The organism is Nonomuraea typhae (genome assembly GCF_009760925.1).
GTDB lineage: Bacteria > Actinomycetota > Actinomycetes > Streptosporangiales > Streptosporangiaceae > Nonomuraea > Nonomuraea typhae.
In genome coordinates this window covers 24,470-40,495 of sequence record NZ_VRLV01000018.1, presented here as the reverse complement: position 1 = coordinate 40,495, position 16,026 = coordinate 24,470, and the positions used below count along the sequence as shown (strand labels likewise).

Below are 16,026 nucleotides of genomic sequence, written 5' to 3'. Positions count from 1 at the left end.
CCGGCGCGGCCCCGGACTAGGTTGCCAAGGTGGATCTCTTCTCACGCTCCTGGGCGGCGTTGCGCACGGCGGTCGCCGACCTCCCCGACGAGGCATTCGCGCAGCCGTCCGGGTGCGCCGGCTGGCTGGTCCGCGACCTGGCCTGCCATCTGATCATCGACGCCCAGGACGTCCTGATCACCCTGGCCACGCCCGCGCAGAGCGAGCCCACCCACGACGCGGTGACCTACTGGACCCTCTCCCAGACGCCGCCCACCGGCGAGGACCCGCTCGACGCGCTGATCGTCCGGCTGGCCGCCGCCTACCAGGAGCCTCGGCTGCTGAAGTTCCACCTCGACGACCTCGGCGCCGCCGCCGGCCGGGCCGCCGTGCTGGCCGATCCGGCGATGCGGGTCGGCACCAAGGACCAGGTCCTGACCGCGGGCGACTATCTGGATGCCTATGTCCTGGAGTGGACGCTGCACCACCTCGACCTGGTCGCCCACCTGCCCGGCGTGCCGGGGCCACCCGCCGACGGGCTGGCCAGGACCCGCGAGATGCTGGAGAAGATCGCCGCCAGCGCGTTCCCCGCGGCCTTCTCCGACGCCGAGGCGCTGCTGGTCGGCACCGGCCGCCGCGCCCCGAGCGCCGCGCAGAGGGCCGAGCTGGGGGAGCTGGCGGCGAAACTCCCGTTGGTCCTGGGCTGATCAGCCGAACAACTCGGCCGGCATCTCCCCATCGATCGCCGTCGGCGCGATGCGGTAGTCCTCCGGCGGCTCCACGCCCAGCAGGTTGCGGACGAGGTAGTCCCACCTGCGCCGGGAGACCTGGTGCTCGTAGCCCACGAAGGCGTGCTCGGCGCCGGGGATGATGAACATGTCGACGTCCTTGTCCAGGGCGATGAGCCGCTCGGCCAGGCGCAGGGTCAGGTGCGGGTGGACGTTGTCGTCGCTGCCGCCGTGGATGAGCAGCAGCTTGCCCCGGATGCGGTCGGCGGCCTCGACGTTGGAGGAGCGGACGTAGTCGGGGCCGTCGTATGCCTCGCCCCAGCCGGCGTGGTAGAAGCGGTTGTCGTGGTTGCCGGCCTCGGCGACGCCGACCTTGTAGACGTCGGGGAAGATGGGCTCGGCCTCGTGCCCGAGGATGCCGGAGTCGAAGGCGGGACTGACCCGGTTGGCGTGCGGCCCCGGGTAGGGGCGGTCGATCACCGGGTAGGTGCGCCGCGGGTCGAAGCCGTGGGGCTTGTACACGATGCCGTAGACGTCGGTGACGCCGTCGGCGGCCTTGACCCGGAAGCGCTCCGGGGCCGACCAGCCGGTGGCCAGCAGGCGGGAGATGTCGGCGCGCTCCAGTTCGACGCGGACGGCGCCGTCCCAGCCGCGCACGCTGATCACCGGGGGCAGGCTCGTGGTGGAGGCGGAGTCGATGACGTACTCCCGGTTGGCAGACACGGTGACCTCGTGGTCCAGGTCGTCGCCGGTGATGCGGGCGAAGCCGGAGCCGTCCAGCGCGGCCCGGCAGAGCGAGCGCCGGTAGGGGTCCTCGGCGACCAGGCCGGTGGCGACGAAGTAGACCACCCGCTCGGCCTCGTCGACGTGCAGGATCTCCCGCACCGCCCAGGCCCCGAGGTGATCTGGCGCTCGGCCCGCCCGCCGTACAGATAGAGGTGACCCCAGCCGTCGCGCTGGGAGTACCACAGCACCTCGCCGCTGGCCAGGACCTTGACCATCGGCCGTCCGAACTGTGCGGGTTCGACCCGGGTGACGAGGTGGGTGCGGCGCACGCGGCGCTGGTCGGTGCGGTGGGTCAGGACGCGGGTGGAGTCCGGTGACCAGGCCACGGCGGGCGGCGGGCCGGGCAGGCCGAGCTTGTTCAGCAGGACGGCCGGGGAGAAGGGGCTGAGGCCGTAGGCGAGGTCGGCCTCGCCGTCGCCGGTCAGCGCCCGCTCGCGGCCGTCCTTGACCGTGCGCAGCCACAGGTCGTGCGCGCGCAGGAAGAGCGTGTGCCGGCCGTCGGGCGAGGCGGGTTCCATGAAGCCGGCCGGTGGGGCGGCCTCGGTGCGGGTGCACGTGTAGGCGTCCTGCTCCCGAAGGCGTCCCCAGCCCCAAAGTAGCGATGAGCTAGATCACGGTTGCGGTTCGTAGTCGTCACGAATCGCGCGTACCGGGGCGTAGGGGGTGTTTCCCGTTCGATCGTGTGCCTTGTTCTCGGGGGTCGGTCTGGCAAAGGGAGCGGCGGAGATGCGCCGGGAGTGGGAGCCTGAGGAGCTGATCGCGGCGTGGACGCTGCTGGACAGCGACTGGGATCTGGTGGGGAACAAGACGGGGGCGACCCGTCTGGGTTTCGGCCTGCTGCTGAAGTTCTTCGAGCAGGAAGGCCGGTTCCCGCGACATGCGGGTGAGGTGCCGCGAGCGGCGGTGGACTACATGGCCGGGCAGGTGAAGGTCGACGCTACGCTGTTTCGGAGTATCGGTGGTCGGGGTCCACGATCGAGTACCACCGGGCGCAGGTGCGGGAAGCGCTGGGGTTTCGGGAGTCGACCCGGGCGGATGAGGACGTGCTGGCCGGTTGGCTGGCGAAAAAGATCTGTCCGATGGTGTTCACCGACGAAGGGCTGCGGGCGGCGCTGCTGCCTCGCTGCCGGAAGCTACAGATCGAACCGCCGGGCCGGATGGACCGGATCGTGGGCGCAGGCCGGGCCCGGTTTGAGCGGAAGTTCTGCCTGCATGTGCTGAACGGGTTGTCGGCGGACTCGGCGCGGGCGTTGTGGGAGCTGGCGACAGGCGAGGACGGGTTCCTGCAGGAGCTGAAGTCCGACCCCGGACGGCTGGGCCTGGAGACGTTGCTGGAGGAGATCGTCAAGCTGCGGCGGGCCAAGACCCTCGGGTTGCCGGCGGATCTGTTCGGCGGCTACTCGGATCGGCTGGTGGCCTCCTGGCGGGCCCGGTCGATGGCCTCGCATCCGTCGGACTTCGCGGCCAATCCGCCGGCGATCCGGTTGACGTTGATGGCGGCGCTGGCCTGGTCGCGGACGACGGAGATCACGGATGCGCTGGTGGATCTGTTCATCGGCCTGGTGTCGAAGATCAACACCAGGGCGGAGCGGAAGGTTGAGCGGGCGATCGCGGCGGAGGCCAAGAAGGTGCATCGCAAGACCGAGAAGCTGTTCTCGATTGCCGAGGCTTCGCTGCGCCGGCCAGAGGGCACGGTCCGGCAGGTGGTGTTTCCCGCGGTGCCGGGCGGGGAGGCGACACTGAAGGCGCTGGTGACCGAGGCGAAGGCGGACGCCAAGACGTTCAAGGCCCAGGTGCGCATCGTGCTGACCAGCTCCTACACCTCCTACTACCGGCGGATGCTGCCCAAGCTGCTGGCCGCGCTCGAGTTCAAGTGCAACAACACCGCCTACCGGCCGGTGATGGACGCGCTGGACCTGCTGCAGCGCTACGCCGATATCCCGAACACGACCCGCCACTACGACGCCTCGGAGAACGTCCCGATCGAGGGCGTGGTGCCGGACGGCTGGTTGGAAGCGGTGGTCGATGAGAACGGGGTCATCGAGCGGGCCTCCTACGAGCTGTGCGTGATCGTGTCGTTGAAGGACGCACTGCGCCGCCGCGAGATCTACGTCGCCGGCGCACGCCGCTGGCGCAACCCCGACGAGGACTTGCCGGCGGACTTCGAGGACAACCGCGACGTCCACTACGAGGAACTGCGCCAGCCGCTGGACGCCACGGTGTTCATCGAGACGTTGAAGGAGGCGATGCGCGCCTCGATGGCGGCGTGCGGGGAAGCGCTGGCCAGGAACAAGTCCGGCGGGACGAAGGTGAAGACGCACTGCGGCGAGCCGCGCTGGCACATCCCTGACCTGGGCAAGCTGAAGGTGCCGGAGAACCTGCGGGCGCTGCACACCGAGGTCGCCGCTCGCTGGGGGATCATCGACCTGCTGGACTTCTTGAAGGAGTCGGACTTCGTCACCGACTTCACCGACGCCTTCACCACGGTCGCCACCCGGGAGGCGACCCCGCGCGAGGTGATCCGCAAACGCCTGCTGCTGGTCCTGTACGCGCTGGGCACGAACGTGGGGATCAAACGGGTCGCCGACAGCGGCCACCACGGTGAGACCGAAGCGGCGCTGCGGGCGACCCGCCACCTGTTCGTCAACCGCGACGACCTGCGCAAGGCGATCGCCGCCCTGGTCAACGCCACCCTGAAGATGCGCGACCCGCTGTGGTGGGGCAACGGGACCGCGTGCGCGTCGGACTCGAAGAAGTTCGGGTCATGGTCGTCGAACCTGATGACCGAATACCACGCCCGCTACGGCGGCCCCGGCGTCATGATCTACTGGCACGTGGACCGCAAGTCGGTGTGCGTCTACTCCCAGCTGCGGACCTGCAACGCCTCCGAGGTCGCCGCGATGATGGAGGGCGTGCTGCGGCACTGCACCGACGCCACCATCGACCGCCAGTACACCGATAGTCATGGTCAGTCCGTGGTCGGGTTCGCCTTCTCCTACTTGCTGGGGTTCAAGCTGCTGCCGCGGATGAAGAAGATCGCCCAGCAGAAGCTGGTGAAAGCCGACGCCGACGATCCGGTTCCTTCCAGCCTGAGCGGCATGGTGTCCGACAAGCCGATCGACTGGAAGATCATCGCTCAGCAGTACGACCAGCTGGTCAAGTACGCCACCGCCCTGCGGCTGGGGACGGCCGAGGCCGAGCAAGTGCTGCGCCGCTTCACCCGCGGCGGCCCCAAGCACCCCACTTATAGAGCGATCGAGGAACTCGGCAAGGCGGTCAAGAGCATCTTCGTCGCCGAGTACGTCGCCTCCCAAGAGCTGCGTCGGGAGATTCACGAGGGGCTGCAGGTGGTGGAGAACTGGAATTCGGCCAACACCGACCTGTTCTACGGCAGCGCCGGCACCCTGCCCGGCAGCGACAAGGAGCACCAAGAGGTCTCCATGCTGAGTCTGCACCTGCTGCAGTCCGCCCTGGTGTTCATCAACACCCTGCTGGTTCAGTCCGTCCTGAAGGATCCGGCCTGGCAGGAGAAGATGACCGACGCCGACAAACGGGGCCTGTCGCCTCTGTTCTGGTCGAACGCCAACCTGTACGGTCGGATCGACATCGACATGGAACGCCGCCTCGACCTCGGCCTGGCCGCCTGAGATGACTCATTTGTGCGAAGCGTGTTGAGCGTCGAGAAGCTGGCGCTCTGGATCGAAGCTTTGGAATGATCAGCGACCGTCCAGAGCTGTGGCCTGGTGTGGGTCAGTTGGCGTGAGTGGGTCCGATGGCCCGCATGACGAGCGTGATGAGCCTGGTCAGGTAGGTGTCATCGGGCAGCGGGTAGTGCAGCGCCTGCCTTCGGTAGATGGGTGAGTGGAGGATGTCCAGCGCCACTTCGAGATCGGCGTCGGGGGCGAGCTCGTTGTTCTTTCGCGCCTTGGTCATGCGTTCCTCGAGCTGAGCGACTCGGTGGTTGATCAGTCGTTCGCGTAGCTGGTGGGCGAGGTTCGCATCCAGCTGGCTTTCGGCGAGCACGCCGGTGAAGGCCGGGCCGAGGCGCGGGTCGTGGAAGACGCCGTGGATGCCGCTGAGCCAGGTGTGCAGGTCGGCGGCCAGGTCGCCGGTGTCGGGGAAGGTCTCCGGGATGGGCGCGGCCTCATCGACCGCTTCCAGGACGATCGCGCTTTTGGCGGGCCACCAGCGGTAGATGGTGGCCTTGCTGACGCCGGCGCGGGTGGCGATGGCGTCGACGGTCACCGCGGCGTATCCCCGCTCCACGCACAACTCCAGCGCCGCGGCCAGGGTCGCTTTGCGGCTTGCGTCCCGGCGGCGGTCTGGGTTCGGGGCTCTCGTCATACCCACACCCTAAACGAAACGATTCGTTTTGACACGTCTCGGCATCCGATGCCATCCTGCAAAACGAAACGATTCGTTTAGAAGCCTAACGTGTGGAGTGATCACGATGGACGCAACCCGATACCAAGCGGCCGAGCGCCTGCTCCGGCACAACCGAGCGGGCCTGGTACGCGGCGACAAGATCAACCCGCAGTGGGACGGCGCCCGCTTCTGGTACACCGTGGACGCCCGCGAGGGCAGGCGCTTCATTCTCGTCGATCCCGTCGCCGGATCCCGCGAGCCCGTCTTCGACCATGACCGCCTGGCCGTCGCGCTGGCGGCCGCCACCGGGCAGGAGGTGAACCCGGGCGCGCTGCCGTTCTCCGCCATCGCGTTGAGCCGGGACGCGGTCGGATTCTTCGCCTTCGGCTCCTTCTGGAGCTGCCGACTGGACACCTACTCCTGTACGCCCGCGGCCCCGGCCACCGTCCACGGCCCCGGTTTCCTCGAAGTGCCCTCGCCGGACGGCAAGCTGGTGGCGTTCCTGCGCGGTCACGACCTGTGGGCGCGCTCGGTGGCCGACGGCCGGGAGTGGCCCCTGACGACCGACGGCCGGGAGGATGAGGAGTACGGCGCCACGCCGTTCGCGCCATCGGTGCTGCCGAACAAGCTGGGGTTGCGCAGCCACCTGCCGCCCGCCCTTGCCTGGTCGCCCGACTCGACGCGCGTGCTGACGCACCGCACCGACCAGCGTGCGGTCCGCCGTACCCAGATCATGGAGGAGTTGCCGGCCGACGGCGGTGCCCCGCGGCCGATCACCCAGCGCTACGCCTACCCCGGTGACGCCCACATGTCGCAAGGGGAGTTCGTGGTGATCGACGCGGCGACCTGCCACGTCGTCAAGGCCCGCACCGCCCCGGAACCCATGCCGCTGCAGTCGCCGATCGCCTCCGGCTGGGCCTGGTGGGCCGAAGACGGCTCGGCCGTGTACTTCCTGAGCCAGCCCCGCGACCTGCGTTCCCTGCACCTGAACCGGCTCGACCCGGCGACCGGGGAAGTACGCAGGGTGCTGAGCGAGAGCGGCTCGACCCGCGTCGAGCCGAACCAGACGGGGGCGGAGCCGATCATCGCTGTCCTGTCCGGCGGATCACAGGTGCTGTGGTACTCCCAGCGCGACGGCTGGGGCCACCTTTACCTGTACGACGCGCGCACCGGCACACCCATTCGGCAGGTCACCTCGGGCGCCTGGGCGGTGCAGCGCATCCTGCGCGTCGACGAACCGGCAGGCGTGCTCTACTTCACCGCAGCCGGCCTGGTAGCCGAGGATCCCTACCGCCATTCGGTGTGCCGGATCAACCTCGACGGCACCGGCTTCGCCCGCATCACCGACGACGGCCTGCACCACGTCGTCACCCTCGCCCCTGGCAAGGACTGCTTCATCGACTCGGCCTCCACGGTCGAGTTGCCTACGGTGACCACCGTGCGCGGATGGGACGGCCGGGTGCTGGTCGAACTGGAGCGGGCCGACATCACCCCGCTGCTCGCGACCGGCTGGACCCCTCCGCAACGCTTCCGGGCCACCGCGGCCGACGGCGTCACCGACGTCTACGGGGTCATCTACCGGCCGCACGACTTCGACCCCGGCCGCCGATACCCGGTCATCGACCACGTCTACCCCGGCCCGCAGACCACCCGCGTCTCGCCCGCCTTCCACCCGGGGATCCTCGGCCAGGAAGCCGAGGTTCTGGCCGCGCTCGGCTTCGTCGTGGTCGCCGTCGACGGGCGGGGAACCCCCGGCCGGGACAAGGCCTTCCACGATGCCTCCTACGGCAACCAGGCGGCCGCGGGCGGCATCGACGACCACGTTGCCGCCCTGCGGCAACTGGCCGCTACCCGCCCCTGGATGGACCTCGACCGCGTGGGCGTCACCGGCCACTCCGGCGGCGGATTCGCCACCGTCCGCGCCATGCTCGCCTTCCCCGACGTCTACAAGGTCGGCGTCGCCGAGTCGGGCAACCACGACACCCGCCTGTTCCACCTGCAGTTCGCGGAAGCCTACGACGGCTTGGACCCGGCCGCCTGGGCCCGTTCATCGAACGTGGAGCTGGCCGACCGGCTCGACGGCAAGCTCCTGCTGATCCACGGCGGCGTGGACGACATCGTCCACGCCCACCACTCGCTACGGCTCGCCGAACGCCTCATCGCCGCCGACAAGGACGTCGAACTCCTCATCGTCCCCGGCGCCGAGCATTTCTTCATCGGCTACGAACACCACGTCAACCGGCGTAAGTGGGACTTCCTCCTCCGCAACCTCATGGGAGTCGAACCGCCGCGGCACCGCCTCACACCGGTCGCACCCAGCATGGACCTGATCGTCAGCCTGTTCAGCTGAACCCGCTCGCCTCCTCCGGCCACACCACGGTCGTGTCTCTCGCTCGCTACGCGCCGACAGCGGCCGGCACGCGTCGATCCAGCCGGCTGCGTACCGGGCGGCCTCTGCACCATCCGCGCCGCCGCCGCATCTCCAACGCCAGCGGCGCTTTGGAGCGAAATCCGGCGTTGACCACGTTCGGACGAGCGAGACGGGGTCGCTGACCAGCGGAACCGCGCTAGGTGCCTGGTTCTCGTCCTGGATGGCGATCTACGACCACCGCAAGGACCTCGATTGCCGGGTCAGGAAACCGCCAGCGAGACGAGGATGGCCAGCGAGCCCGCCGTCGTGAGGAGGAAGCGGGTCATGACCAGGGGCCGGAACCAGCCGGGGAAGGTTTCCTTGGCTGCCCCCATCAGTGCCTTGGTGTCGATGGTTGTGGTGCCGGACTTGCTGAGTGCGCGCTCCACGTAGCGGTCGACGAAAACCTGGGTGGTGGTGACGAAGCCGCCGGCGATCAGCAGGATGGGCTGCAGGATCCAGGTGAACAGTGGCTGGTCGCCGAGGTTCAGTACGGCGAGCGCCGCCAGGTCCGCGGCGATCAGCATCGAGACCACCACGCTGGCGGTGCCGGCGGTGAAGTCGAGGCCGTGCTTGACCAGGAGGGCGGGGGCGTGGCCCTGGCGCCGGATCTCGGTCTCGGCTGCTTGCTGGGCGGCGGTGCCGTACCGGTGGCCGACAAGCGGAACGATCACGTACGTCAGGGCCGTCAGGACTTGAAGGGCGACAACGACGAACACGAGGGGATCTCCTCACACAAAGATTTGAACTTAGTTCAACGACGGTAACGTCGATTTGATCAAAGTTCAACTCGGGCTGGGTGGGCGCATGCTGACCAAGGAGCAGATCGTCGGGGCCGCGTTCACGTGACGATCCGGCGGGGCCCGGACGCCACCCGGCTCTGACCCGGATGGCGTCCAGCAGGTGCGGCTGGCCAGGGGCCGTCTGGTGCTGGGTTTTCTCTAGAAGGTGACCGGTAGTTCGCGTACGCCGTAGATGTGGGAGTCGGTGCGCGTCGGCACCTGTTCTGGCGCCACGGCCAGGCGCAGATGGGGGAAGCGGGTGACCAGCGCGGGAAGGGCGACGCGCAGTTCGACGCGGGCCAGTTGCTGGCCGATGCACTGGTGGATGCCGTGGGCGAAGCCCAGGTGCCCGGTGGCGTTGCGGTTCAGGTCAAGGGTGTCGGGGTCGGGGAACCTGGCCGGGTCGCGGTTGGCGGCGTTGGCCGCCAGGACCACCGTCTCGCCGGCCTTGATCAGGTGGCCGTCCACCTCGACGTCCTCCAGTGCCGTGCGGATCCCGGTGTGGGCGATGGTCAGGTAGCGCATCAGCTCCTCCACCGCCGGGCCGGCCAGGTCCGGGTCCTCGCGCAACGCGGCGAGTTGGCCGGGATGTCGCAGCAGGGCGAAGGTGCCGAGGGCGATCATGTTGGCGGTGGTGTCCAGACCTGCCCCCAGCAGCAGAGTTCCGACGCCGGCGAGCTCCTCATCTGACAGGTCGGTGCCGGTCAGGTCGCTGAGCACGTCGTCGGTCGGATGGGCTCGCTTGGCCGTCACGAGCTCGCCGATGTACTCGGCGAGCGCGGCGAACGCGGTGAACTGGACCTCTGGGGTGGAGGCGGCGATGCCGTCGGCCGCGTGCCTGCGGAAGTTCTCGCGATCCTCGTACGGCACGCCGAGCAGTTCACAGATCATGACCGCGGGGATTGGCTGCGCGTAGGCCTTGAGCAGGTCGAGTGGCGGGCCCTGCCGTTGCATGGCGTCCAGGTGCTCGGCGGTGACCTCCTCGACGCGTCCGGTGAGCTGCCGCATCCGGCGCACGGTGAACTGACCGGTCAGCAGCTTGCGCAACCGGGTGTGCCCGGGGGCGTCCATCCCGGACAGGTCCCCGACCGGCGCGGGCGGCATCGGGCCGGTCCCGGCGGGGACCAGCGGGTGATGCTGCAGCTCATATCGGGAGGAGAAGCGCGGGTCGGCGAGCACCTGCCGGACCAGGGCGTAGCTGGTCACCAGCCAGCCCTGGTGGCCGTCGGCGAAGGCCAGCCGGGTGATCGGCCGCTGCTCACGCAGCTCGGCCAGCTCCGCGGGGGGATCGAACGGGCATCGCGCGGGACGCTCGTGGGGAAACTCCGTCATGTCATGCTCCTTGTCGCAGGGGTGATGGGTCGCCAGGCGGCGCGCAGGGTGCGGAGCTCGCGCGGGCTGTTCCAGCCGAGCAGCCCGACCGTGTGGCCGTGGCGGCGGTAGGCGACGACGAACCGGTCGCCGGTGAGTGATCCGTGTTCGAGGGTGATCTCGGCGTCGGCCGGGAGGATCCCGTACGCCTGGATCTTGGTGGTGAACTGGTCGCTCCAGAAGTACGGGATCGGAGCGTAGGGGCGGTCGGCGCCGAGCAGGTTGCGGGCGACGGCGGCCGCCTGTTCGGCGGCGTTGAGCCGATGTTCGAGCCGCATCCGGGTGCCGAACGCCGGGTTGTGCCAGCTGGCGACGTCGCCGGCGGCGTATACGGCGGGTGCGGCGCGGCCGCGGTCGTCGCACTCGATGCCGTCGCCGAGCGGGAGCCCGGAGCCGGCCAGCCACGCGGTCGCGGGAGTGCAGCCGATGGCCGCGACGACGAGGTCGGCCTGGACGAACCTGCCGTCGTGTGTTTCCACACCGTTCGGTGTCACGCGCAGCACGTTCGTGGTGGTGTGCACGATGACACCGTGTTCCCGGTGCAGGCGGGCGACGCGGGCGCCGAGCCGGGGACCGAGCTGGCGGGCCATCGGCTGGGGAGCCGGGTCGATCAGCGTGACGTCGCAGCCGAGGGTGCGGGCGGTGGCGGCGACCTCCGCGCCGAGGAAGCCGGCGCCGATCACTGCCAGGCGGGGCAGGTGCCGCAGGGCGGTGCTCAGCCGTACCGCGTCGTCCACGGTGCGCAGCACGTGCACGTGGGGCCAGGGCGGGCGGCGGGGACAGACACCGGTGGCGATGATCAGGCCGTCGTAGCCGAGCCGCTCGTCGTCCAGGACGACGGCCTTGCCGGGCAGGTCCACGGCGGTGGCCGCTCGCCCCAGCCGCAGGTGTACGCCGAGGTCGGCGTAGTGGCCGGTGTCGAAAGGCTGGATCCGCTCTGGTTCCCAGGTGCCCGCGAGTACCTGTTTGGACAGCGGTGGCCGGTCGTAGGGCAGGTGCGGTTCCGCGCCCACCAGGGTCAGGTGCCCCTCGAAACCCTCGCGCCGCAGTGTCTGGGCGGCGCTGAGCCCGGCGATGGAGGCGCCGACGATCACGATCCGGTTCATTCAGTGATCTTGATCGCCATGGCCGGGCATACCTGGGCCGCCTCGCGGGTCACCTCCTGGAACTCTGGGGAGGGTTGTGGTCGCAGGAGTACGACGAGGCCGTCGTCGTCGCGCTGGTCGAAGACGTCAGGTGCGAGCAGGACGCACTGGCCGGCGCCGATGCAGGCGGGAGTGTCCACCTCAATGTGCATGACTGGGTTCCTTTGGCTTCAGTGATGGGTGCCAGAGACGATGTCCGGCACGGCCCGCAGGCCCTTGCGGTCGCGGATGAGCAGGAAGGCCAGGGCGGCTCCGGCCAGCGCGAGGACGCCTCCGGCGACGGAGGTGACGGACATCGCGGTGGTGAACGCGGTTGTGGCGGTTTCGGCCAGGGCGGTGTCGGCGGTGCGGGCGGCCACGCCGAGTGCGTCGCTGATCGAGCGCCGCGCGTGCTCGGTGGCCGTGTCGGGCATGGCCGCGGTGAACGCCGATGCCAGCACGCTGCCCAGGACGGCCACGCCGAGTGCGCCGCCGCCCTGCTGCATGGTGTCGTTGAGCGCCGATCCGACGCCTGCGTGCTCGTGCGGTACCGCGCCCATCAGCGCCGCCACGGCCGCCGGCTGGGCCAGCCCGGTTCCCACGCCGAACAGGACCAGGGCCGTGACCACGCTCCCGTAGCCGTCGCCGGGCGAGGTGGTGGCGAGGAAGGCGAAGCCGGTGGCCAGCACGGCGATTCCGATGACGGCCAGGGGGCGGTTGCCGATCCGGTTGCCGAGCGCGCCGCCGACGGCGTTGGCGGCGATGGTGGCCAGTGCCATGGGGGCGATCGCCAGGCCGGCCTGGGTCGGTGTGTAGCCGAGGACGAACTGCAGGTATTGCGGCAGCGCCAGCAGCAGTCCCGAGGTGCCCACCTGGACCAGGACCAGGGCCAGGCTGCCGCCGGTGAAGTTGCGGTCGCGGAAGAGCGCGAGAGGCACCATCGGGTACGGCGCGCGTGCCTGCCAGAGCACGAAGGTGACCATGGCCACCGCGCCCACCCCGAGCGCGGTGAGGACGAGCGGATGGGCGAAGCCGTGCCGGGGAAGCTCGATGATCGCCCAGACGAGCGCGCTCATCCCGAGCGCCGACAGCACCACGCCCGGCGGGTCGGCCTTGCGCGCGGGGGCCTTGGACTCCGGCATCCACGCCAGCGCCGCGATGATCGCCACGACGGCGACCGGCACGTTGATCAGGAACACCGACCCCCACCAGAACGTGGAGATCAGCACACCGCCCAGAACCGGGCCGCCGATCACGCCGAGCATCAGGGCCGAGCTCCAGAGGGAGGTCGCCCTGCGCCGCTCGTCATCGTCGAAGACGGTGATGAGGATCGACAGCGTGCTGGGCATGACCAGCGCGCCGCCGAGGCCCATGAGGATCCGGCCGATGATCAGCTGACCGGGGCCGGCCGCGTAGGTGGCCAGCGCCGAGGCGACTCCGAAGACCACCAGTCCGATGATCATGACGCGGCGCCGGCCGAAGCGGTCGGACAGGCTGCCGGCGGTCAGCAGCAGTCCGGCGAAGACCAGGATGTAGGACGCGGTGATCCACTGGATGTCCTGAGCGGTGGCGCCCAGGTCACGGGTGAGGGTCGGGATCGCCACGGTGAGTACGCCGTTGTCGACGACCAGGACCAGAGTGCACAGGCACAGGACGGCCAGGATCAGCCAGCGCCGGGGATGTCGTTCCATCCGCGACACCTCCTTCTTGAACGTTGTTTGGCAGTTTTAACGCTGTTAGAAACTGCCAACACCGTACACGAAGTCTTACGTTGTTCAACAGGCGGCTATGCTTGGCCGGGATGGAGGAGGTCGCATGTCAGGCGATGAGCAGGCGCTCGGCTCGGTGTGGACCCGCCCGGCGCGCACGAGGCGGGCACGGCCCGAGCTGAGCCGCGAGCAGATCGTGTCCGAGGCGATCCGGCTGCTCGACGAAGAGGGCATCGACGCGCTGACGATGCGCCGGCTCGGCAGCCGGCTCGGCGCCGTCGCCCCGGCGCTCTACTACCATGTGAGCAGCAAGGACGAACTCCTCGAGCTGGTCGTGGACCAGATCTACGGCGAGATCGAGGTAGCCGGGGAATCGGCCGACTGGCGGGGCGGCGCCGTCCGCACCGCGCGCAGCCTGCGCTCGGTGATCTTGCGCCATCCGTGGTTCGGCTCGGTGATCGGCGAGGCGGGCCTGGTCTTCCTCGGCCCGAACATGATGCGCGCCTCGGAGGACATCCTCGCCATGTTCGAGCGCGGCGGCTTCACCCTGGAACAGGCCGACCACGCGCTGAACACGCTGATCGCCTACGTCCTCGGGTCGGCGATCAGCGAAGCCGCGTACCTGACGATGCTGGCCCGCAGCGGACAGTCCGAGCGCGACCTGGTCGAGCAGGTATGGCCGGCGGCCGAGAAGGCGGCACAGCCGTACCCGCGCCTGCGCAAGCTGTACGCCATCCAGCACGGAAAGAACCCGCACGGCACCAGCGAGGCGGACTTCGACCGCCGGCTTGACCTGTTCCTGGACGGCCTGCAGACCTGGCTCACCTCTGCGGACAGCCACGACGGCCATTGACCCGCTTGCGAGCGGCCAGCAGGGGCGCGGTGGTGGCGCTGAGGCCGGTGGCAGTGCTCACGCCGGTCTTTGCAACCGGTCAGCGAGCTACTGTCGCCTCCCGCTGATCACTGGGGGCTCTGCACGCCTTCCGTGGGGCCGTACGCGGGTGCCGACAGCGGGGGCGATCCCCGTCGCGATGCTGGTCAGGTACCTTCGGCGTCGATCTCCCGCAGCCGTTCCTCCACGATCGACTTCCTCAAAAGCCTGGAGTGGCGCCGCGACCGGCAAGCGCAAGCGCAAGCGCCCCCGGTTTACGGCATGAGCGTGTAGGCAATCCAGCTGCCCGGCCTTAACGCCGGATTCCGTTCGAAATCTCTCCTGCGCGCACTGGTCCAGGACGGCCTGGTCTGGCGGGAGGTCGAGCCGACAACGCCGCCCCAGGTCACCTACGGGCTGACTGACTTCGGCCAGGACATCGGCGAGCCGCTGACGGAGCTGTTCGACCGGATCACACGGCGACTGTCGCCGTCGCCCAGCGTGATATAGCGGGTGGCACCACCCGATCCCGACGACGACATCGCCTGCGGCACCATCACCCAACTCGCCTCCGCGGCCAATCCCGACAGGGTGGCCTGTCGGGATTAGGTGGTTTCCCGACAGGCATCGAACCGGCCCAGGCACCCTCTCGGAGATCGGGCACCGAGGGACGAATAGGGGCGTCGCGCGGCCGATTCGGTGCCTGAATTGACGACAGGATTATCCGACAGGAAAATCGGGCCTTGCCCCTTCCCGAGGAGAGCCCGGTGCAGATCGTCTACTCCCGCGTCTCCACCGCGACCCAGTCCCTGCTGCGCCAGCGCCACATCCTCACCGAGGCCGGCCTTCTCATGCGCACCGAAGGCGTCGCCGAGGGATTCCGGCCTGCCGACGGCGTCCTGCTCTTCGAGGACCCCGCCACCACCTCCAAGATCCCCGCCCTCGACCGGCCCGCGTTCGGCAAGATCGCCGCCAAGGCACACCCCGGCGACACCCTGACAGTCTCCGAGCTGTTCCGGCTCTGCCGCGACCTGCTCGACATCCACGCCGTCCGCAACTGGTGCCAAGCCCGCGGCGTCGCCCTGCGCGTCCTGTCCGGACCGCTGTCGAACTTCCACGACCTGGCCGCAGGCGACGCCACCACCGCCGTCATCATCAACGTGATCACCGCAGTTGACCAGTTCCAGCGTGACATCCAGAACGAGCTCACCGTCGAGGGGATCGCCGCCGCCGAGGCCGAAGGTCGCTATCGAGGCCGCCCGCCCGCGCTCACCGGTACCCGGCTTGAAGAGGTGCGATCGACGTTCACCGACCACGGCACCTCGATCGCCGCGCTCGCCCGCGCCCACGGTGTCAGCCGCGCCGCCATACGGACCGCCCTCGCCGATCTCCTCCCCAACCAGCCCGGTTCGGCAACCTAACGACCCCCGCAACCAAGATCACTCACAGCTACTTTGGGGCTGGGGACGCCTTCGGGAGCAGAGGGCCGTGTAGGTGTCCAGGGCGCAGGTCCAGTGCAGGCCGTCGCCGGTCCGGAACGAGAGCGTGCCCTGGCCGAACTCCAGCGCGCTCAGCGGCAGCGCCGCCGCGTCGGCGTGCCGCCCGGAGGCCGCACTCAGCGCGGCGGCCAGGCGTTCGTGGTCGAAGGCGAGCTCACGGGTGCCGGCCCCGGGGTCGACCAGCACGAAGCGGCGGCCGGCGCCGGTGCTCACGGTGTACCAGAAGCGGGTGCCGCCGTCGATCCAGGTGGGCCGGACTTTGGCGCCGTGCACGAGGTTGCCGCGGTTGTTGCGCATCAGCTGTTCGGCGGCCCGGTACGCGGAGGCGTCCAGGCGGGTGTTGTCGGTCATGAGGGCTGCCTCCATGAGCACGTCAGTCGCTTGACGGGTACACCGTACTCA

Annotated in this window: 14 protein-coding genes and 2 pseudogenes; 7 read left to right on the top strand and 9 right to left on the bottom strand. The window is 69.5% G+C overall.

Going from position 1 to position 16,026, the window contains the following annotated elements; translation table 11 throughout:
- Positions 1-29: 29 nt before the first annotated feature.
- A complete protein-coding gene (locus FVE25_RS44860) occupies positions 30-686 on the top strand; it encodes a maleylpyruvate isomerase N-terminal domain-containing protein (RefSeq protein WP_157253647.1) in 657 nt (218 codons plus the stop codon).
- Here the strand turns inward: FVE25_RS44860 and FVE25_RS44855 are convergent, their stop codons facing one another.
- Entirely contained in the window at positions 687-1,592 is a 906-nt protein-coding gene (locus FVE25_RS44855; RefSeq protein WP_219825931.1) for an alpha/beta hydrolase family protein, read from the bottom strand.
- 146 nt (positions 1,593-1,738) lie between these two features.
- Positions 1,739-2,011: pseudogene (locus FVE25_RS55775) on the bottom strand (DPP IV N-terminal domain-containing protein); the annotation flags it as partial.
- A gap of 208 nt (positions 2,012-2,219) precedes the next feature.
- On the opposite strand from FVE25_RS55775, the pseudogene FVE25_RS55770 reads away from it, so the two are divergent.
- Together FVE25_RS55770 and FVE25_RS44850 are read left to right on the top strand one after the other, a co-directional pair.
- A pseudogene (locus FVE25_RS55770) lies at positions 2,220-2,402 on the top strand (hypothetical protein); the annotation flags it as partial.
- An 86-nt stretch (positions 2,403-2,488) separates the two neighbouring features.
- Complete coding sequence (locus FVE25_RS44850; RefSeq protein WP_246268453.1) at positions 2,489-5,140, top strand: Tn3 family transposase; 2,652 nt, start codon at positions 2,489-2,491, stop codon at positions 5,138-5,140.
- A 103-nt stretch (positions 5,141-5,243) separates the two neighbouring features.
- Here the strand turns inward: FVE25_RS44850 and FVE25_RS44845 are convergent, their stop codons facing one another.
- Entirely contained in the window at positions 5,244-5,837 is a 594-nt protein-coding gene (locus FVE25_RS44845; RefSeq protein ID WP_157253646.1) for a TetR/AcrR family transcriptional regulator, read from the bottom strand.
- 106 nt (positions 5,838-5,943) lie between these two features.
- Here FVE25_RS44845 and FVE25_RS44840 point away from each other — a divergent pair, with 106 nt between their 5' ends.
- Positions 5,944-8,208 carry a S9 family peptidase gene (locus FVE25_RS44840; RefSeq protein ID WP_157253645.1) on the top strand — a complete coding sequence of 755 codons (2,265 nt, stop codon included), beginning with the start codon at positions 5,944-5,946 and terminating at the stop codon, positions 8,206-8,208.
- 281 nt (positions 8,209-8,489) lie between these two features.
- Here FVE25_RS44840 and FVE25_RS44835 read toward each other — a convergent pair whose 3' ends face one another.
- The 5 genes from FVE25_RS44835 to FVE25_RS44815 all read right to left on the bottom strand — a co-directional run bounded on the left by FVE25_RS44835 (position 8,490) and on the right by FVE25_RS44815 (position 13,236).
- Complete coding sequence (locus FVE25_RS44835; RefSeq protein ID WP_157253644.1) at positions 8,490-8,987, bottom strand: hypothetical protein; 498 nt, start codon at positions 8,985-8,987, stop codon at positions 8,490-8,492.
- Between the two features lie 222 nt (positions 8,988-9,209).
- Positions 9,210-10,382 (bottom strand): cytochrome P450, encoded by a 1,173-nt coding sequence (locus FVE25_RS44830; protein WP_157253643.1) that lies wholly within the window; start codon positions 10,380-10,382, stop codon positions 9,210-9,212.
- Positions 10,379-11,527 carry an NAD(P)/FAD-dependent oxidoreductase gene (locus FVE25_RS44825; protein WP_157253642.1) on the bottom strand — a complete coding sequence of 383 codons (1,149 nt, stop codon included), beginning with the start codon at positions 11,525-11,527 and terminating at the stop codon, positions 10,379-10,381. The genes FVE25_RS44830 and FVE25_RS44825 overlap by 4 nt, the downstream gene beginning before the upstream one ends.
- Positions 11,524-11,718: a ferredoxin gene (locus FVE25_RS44820; protein ID WP_157253641.1), complete on the bottom strand. Its 195-nt coding sequence runs from the start codon at positions 11,716-11,718 to the stop codon at positions 11,524-11,526. The genes FVE25_RS44825 and FVE25_RS44820 overlap by 4 nt, the downstream gene beginning before the upstream one ends.
- Before the next feature lie 18 nt (positions 11,719-11,736).
- Positions 11,737-13,236 carry an MFS transporter gene (locus FVE25_RS44815; protein ID WP_157253640.1) on the bottom strand — a complete coding sequence of 500 codons (1,500 nt, stop codon included), beginning with the start codon at positions 13,234-13,236 and terminating at the stop codon, positions 11,737-11,739.
- Positions 13,237-13,360: 124 nt separating this feature from the next.
- On the opposite strand from FVE25_RS44815, the gene FVE25_RS44810 reads away from it, so the two are divergent.
- The 3 genes from FVE25_RS44810 to FVE25_RS44800 all read left to right on the top strand — a co-directional run bounded on the left by FVE25_RS44810 (position 13,361) and on the right by FVE25_RS44800 (position 15,546).
- Positions 13,361-14,107, top strand: a complete 747-nt coding sequence (locus FVE25_RS44810) for a TetR/AcrR family transcriptional regulator C-terminal domain-containing protein (protein ID WP_157253639.1) — start codon at positions 13,361-13,363, stop codon at positions 14,105-14,107.
- Positions 14,108-14,422: 315 nt separating this feature from the next.
- Positions 14,423-14,635 carry a winged helix-turn-helix transcriptional regulator gene (locus FVE25_RS44805; RefSeq protein WP_343046184.1) on the top strand — a complete coding sequence of 71 codons (213 nt, stop codon included), beginning with the start codon at positions 14,423-14,425 and terminating at the stop codon, positions 14,633-14,635.
- 233 nt (positions 14,636-14,868) lie between these two features.
- Positions 14,869-15,546 (top strand): recombinase family protein, encoded by a 678-nt coding sequence (locus FVE25_RS44800; protein ID WP_157253638.1) that lies wholly within the window; start codon positions 14,869-14,871, stop codon positions 15,544-15,546.
- 18 nt (positions 15,547-15,564) lie between these two features.
- Here the strand turns inward: FVE25_RS44800 and FVE25_RS44795 are convergent, their stop codons facing one another.
- Entirely contained in the window at positions 15,565-15,975 is a 411-nt protein-coding gene (locus tag FVE25_RS44795) for a hypothetical protein (protein WP_157253637.1), read from the bottom strand.
- Between the last annotated feature and the right edge of the window lie 51 nt (positions 15,976-16,026).